The following is a 17,248-nucleotide window of genomic DNA, read 5'->3' as shown; positions in this document are numbered from 1 at the left end:
ATGACCTCTGTTCCTGCGATTACTCGTCACAAAAAATTGGCTGACTTCTCGCCATTCGTTGTTACTACTAAGCGCTGACGAGACCTCCCCGGGTAAGAACGACAACCTTCTGCTCATGTCACTGCTCCATTTACTGTACAGGATTCGGGCAGTATCGGACTTCACTTTGTTTGGCAAGCTCATCCGTCCTGATTCAGCCTTTGTATGAAGTTTCTGTTCGTCAGTGCAAGCATTTGCGTCCGTCTTCCTTCAGATTCCGCCTCACGGCGGACACCCTTGACTTTCGCTAACAGTTCCTACTGCCAAGTCTGTAGTGGACTTTCACCACCAAGTTGTCGCCCATGCCGGGCGCACGAAAAAAGAACCGGAACTCCAAGGTCCCGGCTCGCTTTCTTATTATAACCAGCTTCCAGTAAACTGATGAATCCCATGCGTATTTTCAGTAGAATCGATTTCTCTGGTCCAGTAATCTTTAGGAGAGAAATATTCTCTAGGAAAGATGGTGCATCCTTCAACTTCCTGATAGGTATTGTCAGGCTTCAGTCCGCGTTCCGTCATGATTTCTGTAATCCGGATGACGTTCGTCTTATCATCTCGCGATCCATCTGGAAGAATGAATTCTCTTCCGTCATAATCATCGTAGAGTTCTTCTATAAATGGATGATGCGGTTCTGCTCCAATGATTCCGGTTGAGATCTCAGTTTCAATTTCAAAACTAAAGAAAGCAGGAAATTTACGGAATTTATCGATTGGCTTGATCAGTTCCATATCCGTGTCACAGTATACCCCACCGTATTCTTTCAAGGCATGTAAACGGGCTACATCAGAAACGAATGCCCATTCTTCTCTTTCATAAGCCTGCTGTGTGTAAATACCGTGATCCTCAGGATTGAAATTTGATTCGTCCCACCTCTTGATTTCCCAGTCAGGACAATAACGTTTCCAGCTCGCCAGACACTTCTCTTCCAGTAGACCCAGTTCATTTCCTCCGAACCAAGCGTAGTGTATAATCTTTGGAATCATTTTATCTTCTCCTTTTATGCTGATTGTTTTATGAAATTTCAATGAGAACTCTCTATCAGTTTAACAAAAATTAGAGTGAAAAATCGATCAATAGCTATCGGAGGAATGAAGATACTGGTGTAGAGCGGTTTGACTGATGATTTTTATAAACTAAAGAGAAAAATTTAATCAAATTCTTGAAAGTTTTTCCTTATTGTCTGACTGGATCTGAGACTATCTGATTTCAGCAAATCCTTCTTTTCTTGTATTCCGCTTTTCAGGCAATAGAAAAACCCGTATATACTGAACCGGAGAATCCATCAGAAAGGAAACCTTCCTGCGGCAGCTCCATTTCACTAGTAACGAGTTGACTAATTATGTTATCGATTGCCTGTTGCGACCTGTTTCTTCAGAGGCCGTCTTCCAGATTCGAGGTCCAGCTCGTCCAATGGCTCAATTTTCTTATTGTAAATATAGCGCATGGTGACTAAAGCCAGTACAATCGTTACGCTTTCTGAAATAAGTTTTGACCACCATACAGCATTAACGTCTCCTGTTAAGGACAGAGCATAGGCAACGGGTACAAGGACAATGAACTGACGGATGACCTGTATCCATAGACTGTACATCGGATTGCCTAATGCCTGAAATACTGAGGCAAGCATGATGCTGACACCCGCAAACACAAAACTTAAGCTGATGATGCGCAGCGCTGCTCGTCCGATCTCAAGCATTTCTCCAGAGGCATTAAATAATGCCAGCAGCTGGTCAGGAAAGACTTGAATAATTAAGGTGCCAAGCAGCATGATTCCTATCCCATACATTATGGATACCCTAATAGCCTGAGTCAGACGTTCTTTATTCTTAGCACCAAAATTGTATGAAACGATAGGGATCATCCCGTTATTCAAACCGAAGACCGGCATGAAAGCAAAGCCTTGGACTCGGATATAGACCCCATAAACTGCGGCTGCTGTAGATGTGAACTGCAGAAGAATATTGTTGAAAATCAAAGTAACAACTGACGTAATCGAGGTCATTACCATTGATGGGACACCAATTGAATAGATGCGCTTGATCACGCTGAAATCAGGACGAAACCCTCTATATTCCATATCCACATCTGAGTTTACTTTGGCATTTATGACAAACGCCATCAGCGCAGAAATCATCTGAGAGATAACCGTAGCAATGGCTGCACCTCTCACACCCATAGCCGGCATACCCAGAAGTCCAAAAATTAGTATAGGGTCCAGAATAATGTTCAAGATAGCCCCCGACCCTTGGGTAATCATAGTATAAAATGTCCGTCCAGTTGACTGAAGGATTCGTTCATACATAATCTGCATCGTCTTCCCGATCGACAGAGTAGTAATAATAAATGTATACTCTATCCCATACTCGATAATTTGCGCGTTATCCGTCTGCATTTCAAAAAATGGACGGACTAGGAACAGACCAAAAATGAGGAATATAAAGTAATGGAAGAAAGACAGAAATACTCCATTGTTGGCCGCTGCGCTTGCTAATCCTCTTTTCCCTTCTCCCAGACGTCTGGACAGTTCAGCATTCATCCCTACGGCTGAGCCAATCTGTATTGCAATCATAAGCATCTGCACAGGAAAAGCAAGCGAAAGAGCAGCCAGTGCTTCTTCACTGATCTGTGCAACAAACATGCTGTCTATCGCACTATAAAGGGATTGCACAAACATTGACAGCATCATTGGGAGAGACAAGGTCAGGACTAATTTATTTATGGGCATGGTACCCATTTGTTCAGAACTCATATTTTTCATGGTCGCTACGCTCCTATTTTCATATAACTAACCTTCTGTAAGTAACTTCTCTATTATACAAAACACCTTGAGTAAAATGAAGCAAATAACATCCGCTTTTTCATAAATAAATCAAACACTTTTTCTTTTTAGTTAATTGGCTTTCTGATACAATACTTTTAGACTAGAAAGGTTGAAAACTATGACATTTATCAGAAAACTGCTTGTACTGACTATAACCTTGATCGTAGGCTTCTGGCTGGGCACATCCGGTATTCTTAATGGAACGACCGTCGGAAACTGGATGAACACCATCGTCAGCTATCTTCCGTCATCAGGAGACTTTGACCGCCTTGATCTGTCATTTGACCAGACCCCTTTTATAAATAATTCCTTTACTCTCCCCTATTCCAGTTCTAACGACGAAGAACTGGAAGCTCCTTCCGTTTCCAGTGATCAAGCTGATGATATCGATGTGGACCTTATCGAGAATACTATCATCCGTCTAGTCAATGAACTTCGTGATGAGCAGGGAGTCGGAACTCTGACCAGCAATGATATGCTTCGATCAGCAGCTACCATTCGAGCAATCGAAACAGAGGAACTGTTTTCTCATACACGACCAGACGGGTCTGATGCGTTTGCCGTGTTCGATGAGGAAGGCATTCACTACCCTTACAGAGTCGCCGGTGAAAACTTAGGTATGGCCACTCATTATCTGAGTGATGAAGAAATGGCTGAACTGATTTTTAACGGCTGGGTCGAAAGTGAAGGACATTATGAGAATATGATCCGTCCTGATTTTGAAGAAATTGGAGTCGGGGTACACTATGATGGTGAATATCTTTACGCCACACAGTTGTTTGGAACCCAACAGTAAGTGTTCTCTAAAGAATTATGACTTACGACTGGAGAGAATCTCAGCTTATATGAAATAACCGTTGAGTCGTGGATGATCTGTCCGTGGCTCAACGGTTATTTCCTTTTTGAAGCTCTGATTTTTGGTTTAGATGAATGGGGCGGGTGACTCGGTAAGTTTTCTTCATTGGGTTGGTTCTAATCCCCGTCTTACAATGCACTAGACAAGCTTTCACACACTCAGTTGGTTCCAAAAGCATTATAAAGTGAAAGCACCGAGAATCCGCCTTAACGATAACTGCTCATTACTTACAATGCTTTCAGCTGGCGCCTAGTCAGCTTCCACCTTATTTATATAAATCAGGGCGTCTGTCTCTGAAGACCCCAATATCATCCCGTACCGTACGCAGTTGTGACAAATCAAGATCAGCTGTCAGTATTAATTCATCTTCTCCTGAGCCAGCCAGCACTTGTCCTAGTGGATCATATATAGTTGAGTGTCCGCAGAACGACAGTTGATCTGTTTTTCCGACACTATTTACACCCACAACAAAAAACTGGTTTTCGATTGCCCTAGCTTTAAGCAGTGCCTGCCAAACTTCTGATCTCGGGTGGGGCCAGGCCGCAGGAACAAATAAGATTTCTACCTCTTTTAAAGCCATCATTCTTATCCACTCTACAAACCTTAAATCATAACAAGTCGCAACGCCTATTGTTACACCATCCAATTCAAAGATACCTAGCTTGTTTCCTGATTCAAATACAGTATGCTCATCTGCAGGTGAAAAGAGATGGACTTTATCGTACGCATGCACCAAAGTCCCTTCCCTGTCAAAGCTGTAACTTGTGTTGTAGTAGCCGCCATCTTTCTTGACAGCAACTGAGCCACCGACGATGTTGATTTGATACTTGCGTGCCAATTTACTCAGAAAACTTTGGGTGTCATGCCCTTCCTCGTCTGCAGTAGCACTCATATTGTCAGGAAAGAATGATACATTCCACATTTCGGGAAGGACGATGGTACCCGGCTTACTAGACTCCACAGCTTCTTCAATCAACTTACTGATTCTGTCCCTGTATTTATCAGGATCATTAAATGCTACATCCATTTGAATCGCACTGACCTTCACACTGTTTCCTCCTCATTAGTACTCCGCTTCGATTTTCTGAACTTCTTCATATAAATAACGATTGACTGGACAATCCAGATCAGACTCTTCGGCCTTTTTCAGAATAGTTCCTGAAAACAGCTCCACTTCTGACAGACGCTTGGCCAGGCCATCCTGTCTCATTGAGGGCATGCCATCCGAATCTACGGTGTCTATAATGTCGAAAGCCTTTTGTACATGTTCGTGCTCCAGACTGATCCCCTCTGCTTGAGCAATCTTTACTACTTCATCCATAGCGGATCTCGCCTGTTCATGATATTCCCCGCCTGTTTGAACACCACCAAAATTCGATTGGTTGACCATGACCACCTGGTTTACGCCAACGTTCATCATGAACTTCTCCCAAATTTTCAAAGTAATATCTTCCTCGACTGCATAAGGAAACTGAGCTTCCTCAAAGATCGACTTAACTGCATCCAGTCTTTTCTGTTTATCTGGACTGTCCACTCCAATCTGGAGCCAGCCTTTTACTTTGGACCGGACATCCTGACCATCTCGTGTTGCATCCATTCCTATCGCTACCGTAGGAATAATTTTTTCATGACCAAACTCACGCCCAAGGATACCCTCGCTGGAAATTCCATTGATTAACGATAGGATTGTAGACTCTTCTCCTACTTGGTTTTTCATAGAATTCAGTGCGCTGTCAAGTGCCAGCGATTTCGTGCAGACTATGATCAGATCTGCAGGTGTACTCTTTTCGGATTCTAAAACGTAATTGAAATCGCACGGGACACCGTTTAATGTCACTCCGTCACTTTCATATTTTTTCTTTCTTCCTTCATTTACTATCACTCTTACACGATCTTTTCCCAAAGCTTCTGACAAGTGCTGTCCATACAACACACCCAGAGCCCCTAATCCAACTATAGAAACTGTCTTCTCATTCATAACAAATCTCCCCGTATACTCATGTAAATTATTTTACTATCTTATCATACAATCAGACTAATTCAGACTTTAATTAAGCGGATCGCAGTAACAGGTCTATCCGGTCTGATCGAAATGGTCTTTTCATTAGGTCAGAGATTCATGAGACAAGCGCCAATCTAACGTACCAGCTCAAGGGGAGTCATTCAAACCTCAAAGTTTAAACGTTCCTATAGTGAATACTGTTTATAAAAGTACTGCAAAAAAAAGCAGGAAAAGCAGAGAGATACTCTCAAGCTTTTCCTGCTTTCTGTGCTTTCATTATGTGTCTGATGACACGACAGCAGATTATTGACTTTACTTACATCATGCCGCCCATTCCGCTTGGATCCATTCCACCAGCAGGTCCATCATTTTCAGATGGGATTTCTGCTACAGCAGCTTCAGTCGTTAGTAATAGCGCTGAAACAGATGCTGCATTTTGTAACGCTGAACGGGTTACTTTAGTTGGGTCGATGATACCCGCTTGTACCATGTTGACCATTTCGCCTGTTGCTGCATTGAATCCAATGCCAGGCTCAACGTGTTTCAGACGTTCAACAATAACACTTCCGTCCAGACCAGCATTTGAAGCGATCTGACGAACAGGTTCTTCCAGTGCACGAAGGACGATTTTCACACCAGTTGCTTCGTCACCTTCAAGATCGATCGTTTCCAGTTTATCCAGAATGTTGATATAAGCTGTTCCACCACCGGCGATGACACCTTCTTCAACTGCAGCACGTGCAGCATTCAATGCATCTTCGATACGCAGTTTACGTTCTTTAATTTCAGTTTCAGTCGCTGCTCCGACTTTAATGACTGCAACGCCGCCTGCCATTTTAGCAATGCGTTCCTGCAGTTTTTCACGGTCGAATTCAGAGTTTGTTTCTTCAGCTTGAGCACGAAGCATCGCCACACGCTGTTCGATGTTCTCTTTTTCGCCAGCACCTTCAACAACAGTTGTGTGGTCTTTAGTTACTACAACTTTTCCTGCAGTACCCAGCTGATCGATCGTCACATCTTTAAGGTCCAGCCCAAGATCACTTGTGATGACTGTTCCGTTTGTCAAAATAGCGATGTCTTCCAGCATACCTTTACGACGGTCACCGAATCCCGGTGCTTTAACAGCTACTACGTTAAGCGTTCCGCGAATCTTGTTCAATACAAGTGTAGGCAGTGCTTCTCCTTCAATATCGTCTGCAATGATCAGAAGTGGACGATTCTGCTGCATGATATTTTCAAGAACAGGAAGGATTTCCTGTACTGAAGAAATCTTCTTGTCTGTAATCAGAATGTAAGGATTATCCAAGTTTGCTTCCATTTTCTCGTTATCCGTTACCATGTACTGAGACAGGTAGCCGCGATCGAACTGCATTCCTTCAACAACATCCAGTTCAGTTTCAATTCCTTGAGATTCCTCTATTGTGATAACGCCGTCGCTTCCCACACGTTCCATCGCATCTGCAAGCAGCTTACCGATCTCTTCGTCGCCAGATGAGATTGCAGCAATTTGCGCGATAGACTCTTTGTCTTCTACTTTAGTAGAGATGTCATGTAGAGCTTCGACTGCCTTTTTAGTTGCCAGTTCGATTCCGCGACGGATGCCTACAGGGTTAGCACCTGCAGTCACGTTTTTCATTCCTTCATTGACGATTGCCTGGGTTAGAACAGTCGCAGTAGTTGTTCCGTCACCTGCGATATCGTTTGTTTTGCTTGCTACTTCAGCAACAAGCTGAGCACCCATATTTTCGAATTTGTCATCCAGTTCAATTTCCTTTGCGATGGTCACCCCATCATTAGTGATTTGAGGTGCGCCGAAAGATTTGTCCAAGATAACATTTCTACCTTTTGGTCCCAATGTCACTTTAACTGTATCAGCAAGTTTATCTACGCCACGCAGCATTGCTGCACGTGCATTTTCAGAAAATTTGATTTCTTTAGCCATGGTAATAACCGCTCCTTCAATATTAGTTTTTTTAATGAATCAGTGGTTCAAATTAGTCAACGATTGCAATAATGTCTGTATCTTTAACTACTAGATAATCGGTTCCTTCATACTTGATTTCAGAACCGGCATACTTTTCAAAGATAACCTGATCGCCGACAGAAACTGATACGTCAGCTCGGCTTCCGTTATCAAGAAGTTTTCCGTCTCCAACAGCTACAACCACTGCTGACTGCGGCTTCTCTTTTGCTGAATCAGGTAAAACTAATCCGCTTGCAGTTTTCTCTTCTTCTTTCTTCACTTCAAGAAGTACACGATTTCCTAAAGGTTTTAACATGATGCAATCCCTCCAAAATAGTAGTTTTAATTTTTCACTAAATATATAGTGAGATGTGAGTGTTAGCACTCTCGACCTCCGAGTGCTAACTACATTACCTAGTATATTCAAAACTGTGATTTCTTGCAAGTCCTAACTTTAATTTTTTTTTGAATTTTTTTGAAAAATTTACCCGGTGGAAAACGACTGGTTTTTGTGTTAAATTACTATATATTGTGGGAATACCAATTAAAGGATGAACAACATGTCAGTTAATGATACTAATAAAAAAGCGGCTATTAACATGATCAGCCTGTTTCTTGCCGTACAGCTTGTTTCTGCTGTGATCCCTCTTGTCTTACCAGAAGATACAGGGATTGTCGGATTTCTCCTTCCATCCATGGTCCTGTTTTCATTAGGTGCCATCGGTATGATCGTGATCGAAAGAAGACAGCAGATGAAGTTTGAGTTTGAAGAACGATTCAGTAATAATACCGCCATCATTCTTCTATGGGGACTGATAGGGATGTTTATTGCAATAGTCGTGCAGACTTTCGCAAGCATTATAGAAGTAAACTTTCTAGGCTCTTCTATGGAGTCAGAAAACACTCAGTTTATAATGGAAGTCGTCAGAAATTATCCGTTGTTTCTTCTCCTAGTTGGAATAGCAGGGCCAGTAATGGAAGAATTTGTTTTCAGAAAGGCAATGTTTGGTCTTCTGATTGATCGGATTGGCGGCATCGGAGCTGCAGTCATCAGTTCACTGCTCTTTGCATTAATTCACTTTGACGGTCTGCTCCTAGTGTACTCATCAATGGGACTGGTTTTTGCCTGGCTTTACTTCAAGACTAAAAACATATGGACACCAATTCTAGCACATTGTCTAATGAATGTGGCAGCTGTGCTGATCAACTTGTACTTTTCTTAAAAAACAAGTAGTTTAGAAAGGATTTATAATGACAGAAAAACAAATCATGTTTCAGATTGCCTTTAAGTATATTTTCTTCCTGCTGTTCATGTTCTTTACGATCGATTCAGTCGCCAGCAGTGGATGGGGATTCTTCTCCTTCTTGTTTGCTCTCTTCGCTACAAAAGACTTTGTTCAGGGTACGAGGATGGCTGCAGCATATCTACGTATTAAAAAAAGCAAAAATAACAGCAAATAAAAAAGATCTTCAAAGCTTACGGACCAGATCAAGGTCTGCTTTGAAGATCTTTTTTTAATCATTGTAAAATAGGTCGTTTAAAGGATTGTCATCTTCTTCAGGTTCAGTATTCTGACCAAAGTCCTGATAGTAATTGATGAAGTATATCAGCGTCTGCAGTTCATTGGTCAGGTCAACGTTGTGTACTCTGACTTCTTTCGGTACAGTCACACGTATTGGGGTGAAGTTCATAATACCTCTGACTCCACCTTTTACCAGCTTATCCGCCATCTCCTGGGCTATTTCAGAAGGTACTGTTAAAATCGCTACATCGATCTGCTGCATTTCAAGCTGATCGACCATTTCATTGATGTCGTAGATAGGTACGCCCTGGTGGATCGTTCCAATCAGGTCATCTTTCACATCAAATCCGGCACTGATACGGATATTGTTGTTTCTGCGAAAATTGTAGTTTAATAAGGCTTGTCCAAGGTTACCCACACCAATCAATGCAACATTGGTCAAGCGGTCCTGGTTCAGTGTTTTACTGAAAAAATTCATTAAAGCTTCTACATCGTACCCGTAGCCTCTTTTACCTAAAGCACCGAAATACGAGAAATCGCGTCTGATCGTTGCACTATCCACTTTAACTGCTTCACTTAATTTAGCTGATGACACACGTTCTTTACCTGCCTCGTGTAGGAAACGCAAGTAGCGGTAGTATAATGGCAGTCTGCGTGCAGTAGCTTTCGGGATTTTCTTATCAGCCATTGTCATTCTCCTCGTCTCAATTCATTTAATAAACAGCTTCTCTGGATCTTATCAAACTTTTCCAAAGGGATATCTTATCTTACCTTGTGTATTCACAAACTTACATGAGATACCATTCTATATTATACCACTAATCCCTGTAAAATAAAGCATATAGGGTTTAAATTTGTTAAATATTTCAATAAAATTCATTATTAAATCGTTTATTATTGAACAAGTTTTGGAGATTGTAAAAAAAGGAACATGCCTAAATGTCCTATTTCTGAACCTTGCAGTTTTTTCAATTAGACTAGTCTATTCCTCCCCCTGTATGCTAAACTGTTAGATATTGACAGATGACTAGGTTAGAAAATGAGGAATAATATGATACTTTTACACACGCAAAAAATAGCAAGACATTTCGGTGCTGAAACTCTTTTCGATAATGTCAGCATGGAAATAAAGGAAAACGCCCGAATCGGTCTGGTGGGCAGAAACGGTGCCGGTAAAACGACCCTTCTCAATATCCTTTCCGGAAGAGAAGAACCGGATGAAGGGTTTGTTCATAGAAAAAAAGACTGCATCATCGGCTACCTTGACCAGCACACCGGTCTGGAATCTGACCTGACTATCTGGGAAGAGATGGAAAAACTGACTGAACCCATCAAGCAGATCGAAAGAGAGATGCATGCTATCGAGCAGCAGTTGAGTGATGAATCTCTCGACAAACAGTCAGACACCTATACAGATCTCCTGTCCAGGTATGATTTCCTGCAGCAGTCATTCAGGGAACATAACGGGTATGGCATCGAAAGCGAGATTCGTTCAGTACTTCACGGCTTTAGATATTATCCGGAAGATTACGATACCCCTATATCGAATTTATCAGGGGGGCAGAAAACCCGACTGGCTCTGGCCAAACTCCTTCTTGAGAAAAAGGATCTGCTTATTTTAGATGAGCCGACCAACCATTTGGATATAGACACATTATCATGGCTGGAAAGTTACCTACAGAATTATTCCAAGGCTCTTCTCATTGTTTCCCATGATCGGTATTTTCTGGATAAAGTCGTCAAAAATATATACGAAGTCAGCCGGGGCTCTGTAGAAAATTACCCGGGAAACTATTCAAATTATCTGAAACAGAAAGCTGAAAAAATCAAGCGTGAATGGAAAGTCTTCGAGAAGCAGCAGAAGAAAATGGCTAAACTGGAAGACTTTGTGAACCGCAACCTGGTCCGTGCCTCTACAACGAAAAGAGCCCAGGCCAGAAGGAAGCAGCTCGAAAAGATGGATCCACTGGACAAGCCTCAAGGTGATGAAAAAAGTGCGCATTTCCAGTTCATTCCCGAACGGACTTCTGGTCAGGTTGTGCTTCAGACGGCTGATCTAGCAATCGGATACGATTCGATTCCATTGTCCGAACATATCAATCTCGATATCCGCAAGGAAGATTCCATTGCAGTGGTAGGTCCTAATGGGGTAGGTAAAACTACTCTCCTGAAGACACTTTATAAACTGATTCCGTCGATCAGTGGAGAGATCAAGTATGGAACGAAAGTCGATATGGGGTATTACGATCAAGAACAGACGACTTTAAATGACAAGAAGTCTGTACTGGATGAGGTCTGGGATGACCATCCACTGCTGTCTGAGCAATCTGTGCGAACCTTGCTGGGCTCCTTTCTATTCAGCGGGGAAGACGTCGATAAATCCATTTTTTCTTTAAGCGGTGGCGAGAAAGCCAGAGTTGCTCTGGCAAAACTGGCTCTCGAAAAAAACAATACGCTCTTACTTGATGAGCCGACTAACCACCTGGACATTGATTCAAAGGAAGTACTTGAGAATGCTCTGATCGATTTTGAAGGCACATTGCTGTTCGTCTCTCATGACCGCTACTTCATCAACAGGCTGGCTACAAAAGTCATTGAGCTGTCAGAAGATGGAGCTACACTTTATCTGGGGGATTATGATTATTACCTACAGAAAAAGGCTGAACTTGAGGCAATTGAGTCCATCGATTCTTCAAGTGACCTTACTGACACGACTGGTTCTCACTCTTTAGATAGCACCTCCGACCAGACCGCCAAACTGTCATTTGAAGCACAGAAAGAGCGTCAGAAAAAGGAGCGGAAACTCACTAGAGAAATTGAGCGAATCGAAAAGGAGCTCGAAGATTTGGAGGCTGCACTGCTGAATATTCAGCACGAACTCAGTCAGCCTGAAACTTTTTCTGACAGTTCCAAAACAGAACGGTTATCTAAGGAAAATGATGACCTTTCCAGTAAGCAGGAAAATCTGCTGATTGAATGGGAAACACTGCATGATACATTGGAAAACTTGTAAAACAGATAAAAAGACACCTTAACTAGTCTCAGCTGCAGAAAAGAGGATACGAATATGGATCAAATGGATTTGAAAATACTGCAGATTCTTCAGGAAAACGCCCGCGCATCTTTAAAAGAAATAGCTAGCGAGACCTATCTTTCCTCCCCTGCTATTTCTAATCGGATAGCTAAGCTGGAAAAAGAAGGATTTATCGATAAATACATGACTCGAGTCAATTTAAAAAAACTCGGCTATCACATACAAGCATTCATTCAGCTTGACTTAAGCCCGAACCAGAAGAAGGATTTCTACCCTTATATCGAACAAGTGCCTAATGTACTAGAGTGCAACTGTGTAACTGGCGAGTTCTCGATGCTTATCAAAGTATCCTATCCAACAACTACAGAACTGGATGATTTCATCAACAACCTGCAGCAGTTCGGTAAGACCTATACACAGATCGTATTTTCTACTCCAGTTCCAACAAGAGGCCTGACCCTACACGATTTTGATGAATAAGGCATAAGAAAAAAGAGTGAAGCTAGAGCTGTTTTACGCCACATATCACACAAGCAATGAGAGACTATCTGTTTAAGATGGGGTCTCATTGCTTTTTTCTGTCCCTACGAGTACTAACTGTGCTGGAGTCCGAAATTTACTAAGCAAACTAGAGTAGTCTGGTGATATTTATAATTTATGACAACGGATTGCTAGTCTATTGGTCAATGCGACCACTCAAGTGCTGCTGACTCAACGAGTGGGCGATTGTCGGGCATTAAATGCCCATTCAAACTCTACATCTCAGCCAGTGGACAATAGTTGGTTATGCATCTACTAAAGTAGACCATATTCATTCAGATATCCTTCTCTAAGTAGCAAAATTTATTTGCTTAATTAAAAACTCCCTATGCAGCCCTTAAAAATAGAATAAATAAGTAAAAAACCGTCGAGTCAGAACAGCTGACTCAACGGTGCAAAATTCATTTTGATTAAATTGCTTCTCGGTACCAATCAGATATCGTTACACTGACAAGCCCGGCTGTCCATTTAACGTAAAATCCGAATATTCCTCTTTTTCCAGCTGAACGAACGCTGCGGCGCCGATCATCGCCGCATTGTCTCCACATAAATTCAGAGGTGGGATAAGCAGCTCGACACCTGGCAGTTCCTTTCGTACAGCTTCTTCCAGTGATGTGCGCAGACCTTTATTGGCCGCAACACCTCCGGCCAGAATAAGCTGTTTTACCTTTTTATCCTTCGCCGCTCGTATTGTCTTATCGACTAGAACCTCTACTACTGCCGACTGAAAACTTGCAGCCAGATCATTCGCGTCCATTTCTTCTCCCTTTTGTCGGGCATTATGGACGGTATTAATAAATGAGCTTTTCAGCCCGCTGAAACTGAAATCGTAATTGTCTTCCTGAATCATCGCTCGGGGAAAGTCATAGGTATCTTCTCCCAGATGGGCCATTTCATCTATATGCTTGCCTCCAGGATATGGCACACCTATCACCCGCCCAATTTTATCGTAGGCTTCTCCTGCGGCATCATCACGTGTTTCTCCAACAATTTCAAATGAGTCCGGTCCAGACATATAAATCAACTCAGTATGCCCCCCGCTCACAACCAGGGACAACAGAGGGAAAGTCAGGCTGGATACCAGCTGGTTTGCAAAAATATGTCCTTTAATATGGTTGACTGCAATCAGTGGAAGGTTATGAGCAAACGCGATCGCTTTTGCTGCATTGACACCAATCAGCAGCGCACCGACCAGTCCCGGGCCTTCTGTTACAGCTACTGCATCAAGATCCGCATAAGACACGCCGGCCTCTTTCATTGCTTCTTCTATAATCAACGTAATCTGCTCCACGTGGTGGCGGCTGGCAATTTCCGGGACGACCCCTCCGAAGCGCTGATGGCTTTTAATTTGTGAGGCGACGATGTTTGACAGGATCGTGTCTCCATTCTTAATCACTGCTGCACTCGTTTCGTCACAACTTGTTTCAATAGCTAATATCAGCTTATTCGTCATCTTTTTCCTTCTTTCTAATATCACATATCATAATTATTGCATCTTCTTCAGGTTCATTATAGTATCCTTTTCTCCTGGAGATTTCCTTGAACTGATGGGCGACATAAAAATTCCGGGCTGTAAAATTAGATTCTCTGACTTCGAGAAAAAGAATCTTAACCCCATTTGCGCGGCAGTGTGTTTTATAGGCTTCAATCAATTGAGATGCTACTCTCTGATTCTGAAAGGCTGGTTCTACTGCAATAGAGTAAACTTCAGCTTCATCAAGAATAATCTTCCCACCGACATAACCCACTGGCTGTTCCTCAATTTCCGCTATGAAAAATGTCAGGTCAGATCGGGTTACAGTTTGTTCATACTCTTCTTCTGTCCAAGGTGACCCATGGGCAAATGCCTCTTCTGCTAGTCTATAGAAGTCATGCCCCAATTCTTCATCTGGCTGATAAAGACGGACCCTGACCTTTCTGTTTTTCATAAGCGGTGCCTCTTTCTATTTCTGTTAATCTGTTAACTGCTTGATTCTAAAGCTCATTTCCAGCGCATCTTCATGATCGTTAGCATAGTAATTTTTCTTTATTCGACCTTTTTCAAATCCAAGCGTGGTATAAAGACTCTGTGCTGTCTCATTAGAGACTCTTACTTCCAGAGTAACCTCTGAAATCTCTTCTTTTTCCGCGATCTTGATTATCTCTCTCAGTAAATACGTCGCGATTCCTTTGTTCTGATAATCAGGGACAGTTGCGATGTTTGTAATATGTGCTTCCTGTCCAACGACCCAGGCTCCAACAAACGCGACGGCTTCTTCCTCTTCATAGACTACAATGTAAAAAGCATTTTTATTGTACCTTATTTCGTGTAGGATCGCCGACCTGTTCCATGGTGTCTGTCCGTTGTAGCACCTTTTTTCAATCGTGAGAATACTGTTGACATCCTCTTCTTTTGCAATTCGGCTGCTTAAAAACCGTTCATCAGAAAGTGGATAGAAAGGCTGATCCAGTCTGATTCGTGCAGCTATTGGAACGAATGTCCGTGTCGTCGTCTTTGTAACTCTGTCGGAAAACCAGTCTTTAAAGTTTCTCAATCCACCCGCCTCCTTGGGCATGTTCAGGATGGGCATCCATCCAGTTTTGTTCGGCTTCAGCGCGTTTCAGGTATTCGGGTTCAAATAAATGGGCCGGTTCAGGTTGATGATATTGGCCGAGTTCAATTGCTACACTCGCTCTAGGATAGTGACGACTGGAGGGGAGTGTAATGAGACGGTCGCCAAGCTTTGACTTGAATGTTTTAAAATGACGGGCAGCATCCTGTCCGACCAGCTGGACCGTTCCTTCCAACGTACTCAGATAGGCCGCCCAGCTTTCCGCAGAGATATGAGTGTCGTTTTCTACTGCAGAGAACCCAGTGTTTTCATATTTATATAGCCCTGTATAGATGTTTCCTCTTCTTGCATCGAATACAGGAACGATAAAGCTGTCGGGAACTCTCTCACCATTCCCTGCCAGAATATGCAGACTGGAAAGACCAACGAGCTCGGCATTCAGACTATAAGCCAGTGTCTTTGCGACGGTCACTCCTATTCTTACTCCTGTATATGAACCCGGGCCTCTGGCGACGACCACTCGTTCAATGTCCTTTGGTTTCCATCCTGCTTCGCTGACCAGCTCTTCTATGGCCGGCATCAGTTGAACACTATGATTTCTTTTAATATTTACTGTCTTTTCCAAAACCAGTTCAGTTCCATCAGTCAATGCAACAGACATGACCTGGTTGGACGTATCAATCCCGAGAGTTTTCATGCTACAGCTCCTCAATCCCTATCTATTTAAATTTAGTTTAGCATATTTTATGTGTCTTGAGAAACGAATCAGTATGTGACAAATCGTTTCTTTTGAATTATTTGTACATAGTCCTTACAATAAAATTGAAATGTGAAAGATGATCTTAATTGAAAGGTGGAGAAGCAGATGGATGAAAATAAAGACAGTTTGAAACATAAGGCTAAAGGAGCTAAGGATAAAATAGTAGGTGGAATAAAGGACTCTTTTGGTGATGCGACTGACGATAAAGGAAAGCAGGCCGAAGGAAAAGCTCAGAAAGCTAAAGGACATGTTCATGATGCAGTAGGGGACGCTAAGGAAGACCACAACAGAGACTGATTGTTGCCGATTAAAATTCTTGTCCAGCTTCGGTTCTCAATGACTGAGGCTGGATTTACTTATATCCTACACGAACTGGGAGGAGATTATATATGAGCAAAATACTGATTACAGGTGCAACAGGTCTGATTGGAACGAACCTGACAAAACATTTAAAAGAGTCGCATGATCTAGTACTGGCGGACATCGATTTTTCTGATTTTCCTGAAGAACTGAAAGACGGGGCTAAGCTAGTAGAAGCTGACTTGTCCAAGATCGACAAGTGGGAGGATGCACTGGACGGTGTTGAATATGTGATTCAACTGGCAGGAAACCCTGATCCGGACGCAGATTTTTATGATGAACTAGTGGATCTGAACTATGTGCTTCCTCAGAATTTATATAAACAGGCTGAGAAATCTTCTTCTTTGAAACGAATTATTTTTGCTAGTTCGATTCATGCAAGTGATGCCTATCCGCACAACGTTCAGGTAAAAACAACGGACCAGGTCAGGCCCGATGACTTGTATGGCGTATCCAAAGCCTATCTCGAAGCACTGGCCAGTTATTATGCCTATAAAAAAGGGATCGAGTCGATTGGGGTTCGAATTGGGGATTACAAAGATGATGAAAGTGAGCTGGATCCTGATGCAGACTTTTATTCAATGGGCACGTACTTCTCGGCTCGTGATATGAACCATCTGATCGACTGCTGTCTGAAAGCTGAACTGGAGGAACCCTATCTGCTGGTCAACGGGGTATCCAACAATGCCTTCCCGAGACTGGATATCGATTCTGCACGAGTAAAATTGGGCTATACTCCTCAAGATGATGCTTTTGCTATTCTAAATAAACGATAACCCATTTCCATCTATTAGAAA

General features: G+C 42.5%; 18 protein-coding genes. 7 read left to right on the top strand and 11 right to left on the bottom strand.

Features of this window, described 5'->3' with window-relative positions:
• Positions 1–396: 396 nt before the first annotated feature.
• Together BLR76_RS05000 and BLR76_RS04995 are read right to left on the bottom strand one after the other, a co-directional pair.
• Positions 397–1,065 carry a glycosyltransferase family 32 protein gene (locus BLR76_RS05000; RefSeq protein ID WP_342706583.1) on the bottom strand — a complete coding sequence of 223 codons (669 nt, stop codon included), beginning with the start codon at positions 1,063–1,065 and terminating at the stop codon, positions 397–399.
• Positions 1,066–1,382: 317 nt separating this feature from the next.
• The gene (locus BLR76_RS04995; protein ID WP_091266248.1) at positions 1,383–2,798 is read right to left on the bottom strand and encodes an MATE family efflux transporter; all 1,416 of its coding nucleotides are present in this window, start codon (positions 2,796–2,798) and stop codon (positions 1,383–1,385) included.
• Between the two features lie 181 nt (positions 2,799–2,979).
• Here BLR76_RS04995 and BLR76_RS04990 point away from each other — a divergent pair, with 181 nt between their 5' ends.
• Positions 2,980–3,657 (top strand): CAP domain-containing protein, encoded by a 678-nt coding sequence (locus BLR76_RS04990; RefSeq protein ID WP_091266245.1) that lies wholly within the window; start codon positions 2,980–2,982, stop codon positions 3,655–3,657.
• A 325-nt stretch (positions 3,658–3,982) separates the two neighbouring features.
• Here the strand turns inward: BLR76_RS04990 and BLR76_RS04985 are convergent, their stop codons facing one another.
• The 4 genes from BLR76_RS04985 to groES form a co-directional block, all read right to left on the bottom strand.
• Positions 3,983–4,765, bottom strand: coding sequence for a carbon-nitrogen family hydrolase (locus tag BLR76_RS04985; protein WP_218121397.1), 783 nt, complete (start codon positions 4,763–4,765; stop codon positions 3,983–3,985).
• 15 nt (positions 4,766–4,780) lie between these two features.
• A complete protein-coding gene (locus BLR76_RS04980) occupies positions 4,781–5,695 on the bottom strand; it encodes a ketopantoate reductase family protein (RefSeq protein WP_091266242.1) in 915 nt (304 codons plus the stop codon).
• A gap of 340 nt (positions 5,696–6,035) precedes the next feature.
• Positions 6,036–7,661, bottom strand: coding sequence for a chaperonin GroEL (gene groL / locus BLR76_RS04975; protein ID WP_091266240.1), 1,626 nt, complete (start codon positions 7,659–7,661; stop codon positions 6,036–6,038).
• Between the two features lie 52 nt (positions 7,662–7,713).
• A complete protein-coding gene (groES, locus tag BLR76_RS04970; RefSeq protein ID WP_091266237.1) occupies positions 7,714–7,998 on the bottom strand; it encodes a co-chaperone GroES in 285 nt (94 codons plus the stop codon).
• Positions 7,999–8,242: 244 nt separating this feature from the next.
• Here groES and BLR76_RS04965 point away from each other — a divergent pair, with 244 nt between their 5' ends.
• The gene (locus tag BLR76_RS04965) at positions 8,243–8,905 is read left to right on the top strand and encodes a CPBP family intramembrane glutamic endopeptidase (RefSeq protein WP_176759615.1); all 663 of its coding nucleotides are present in this window, start codon (positions 8,243–8,245) and stop codon (positions 8,903–8,905) included.
• 28 nt (positions 8,906–8,933) lie between these two features.
• Complete coding sequence (locus BLR76_RS04960; protein ID WP_091266229.1) at positions 8,934–9,143, top strand: DUF4305 domain-containing protein; 210 nt, start codon at positions 8,934–8,936, stop codon at positions 9,141–9,143.
• A gap of 54 nt (positions 9,144–9,197) precedes the next feature.
• Here the strand turns inward: BLR76_RS04960 and BLR76_RS04955 are convergent, their stop codons facing one another.
• Entirely contained in the window at positions 9,198–9,893 is a 696-nt protein-coding gene (locus BLR76_RS04955; protein WP_091266226.1) for a redox-sensing transcriptional repressor Rex, read from the bottom strand.
• A gap of 363 nt (positions 9,894–10,256) precedes the next feature.
• Between BLR76_RS04955 and BLR76_RS04950 the strand changes: the two genes are divergently transcribed.
• On the top strand, positions 10,257–12,218 hold the full coding sequence (locus BLR76_RS04950) for an ABC-F family ATP-binding cassette domain-containing protein (protein ID WP_091266221.1): 1,962 nt from the start codon (positions 10,257–10,259) through the stop codon (positions 12,216–12,218).
• Between the two features lie 54 nt (positions 12,219–12,272).
• On the top strand, positions 12,273–12,719 hold the full coding sequence (locus tag BLR76_RS04945; protein ID WP_091266218.1) for an Lrp/AsnC family transcriptional regulator: 447 nt from the start codon (positions 12,273–12,275) through the stop codon (positions 12,717–12,719).
• 502 nt (positions 12,720–13,221) lie between these two features.
• Here BLR76_RS04945 and tsaD read toward each other — a convergent pair.
• From tsaD to tsaB, 4 genes are read right to left on the bottom strand one after another with little or no spacing between them, the layout of a single operon-like run.
• Positions 13,222–14,232 carry a tRNA (adenosine(37)-N6)-threonylcarbamoyltransferase complex transferase subunit TsaD gene (gene tsaD, locus BLR76_RS04940; RefSeq protein WP_091266215.1) on the bottom strand — a complete coding sequence of 337 codons (1,011 nt, stop codon included), beginning with the start codon at positions 14,230–14,232 and terminating at the stop codon, positions 13,222–13,224.
• On the bottom strand, positions 14,222–14,707 hold the full coding sequence (rimI, locus tag BLR76_RS04935; protein ID WP_091266212.1) for a ribosomal protein S18-alanine N-acetyltransferase: 486 nt from the start codon (positions 14,705–14,707) through the stop codon (positions 14,222–14,224). The genes tsaD and rimI (BLR76_RS04935) overlap by 11 nt, the downstream gene beginning before the upstream one ends.
• A gap of 24 nt (positions 14,708–14,731) precedes the next feature.
• Entirely contained in the window at positions 14,732–15,313 is a 582-nt protein-coding gene (gene rimI, locus BLR76_RS04930) for a ribosomal protein S18-alanine N-acetyltransferase (protein WP_176759614.1), read from the bottom strand.
• Entirely contained in the window at positions 15,300–16,028 is a 729-nt protein-coding gene (gene tsaB, locus BLR76_RS04925) for a tRNA (adenosine(37)-N6)-threonylcarbamoyltransferase complex dimerization subunit type 1 TsaB (RefSeq protein WP_091266208.1), read from the bottom strand. The genes rimI (BLR76_RS04930) and tsaB overlap by 14 nt, the downstream gene beginning before the upstream one ends.
• Positions 16,029–16,196: 168 nt before the next feature.
• Between tsaB and BLR76_RS04920 the strand changes: the two genes are divergently transcribed.
• Positions 16,197–16,388: a CsbD family protein gene (locus tag BLR76_RS04920; protein WP_091266205.1), complete on the top strand. Its 192-nt coding sequence runs from the start codon at positions 16,197–16,199 to the stop codon at positions 16,386–16,388.
• A gap of 92 nt (positions 16,389–16,480) precedes the next feature.
• On the top strand, positions 16,481–17,227 hold the full coding sequence (locus BLR76_RS04915) for an NAD-dependent epimerase/dehydratase family protein (RefSeq protein WP_091266204.1): 747 nt from the start codon (positions 16,481–16,483) through the stop codon (positions 17,225–17,227).
• Positions 17,228–17,248: the final 21 nt, after the last annotated feature.

This window comes from Alkalibacterium thalassium (genome assembly GCF_900101165.1).
Classification (GTDB): Bacteria; Bacillota; Bacilli; order Lactobacillales; family Carnobacteriaceae_A; genus Alkalibacterium; species Alkalibacterium indicireducens.
This window is presented reverse-complemented; position numbering and strand designations above follow the sequence as displayed.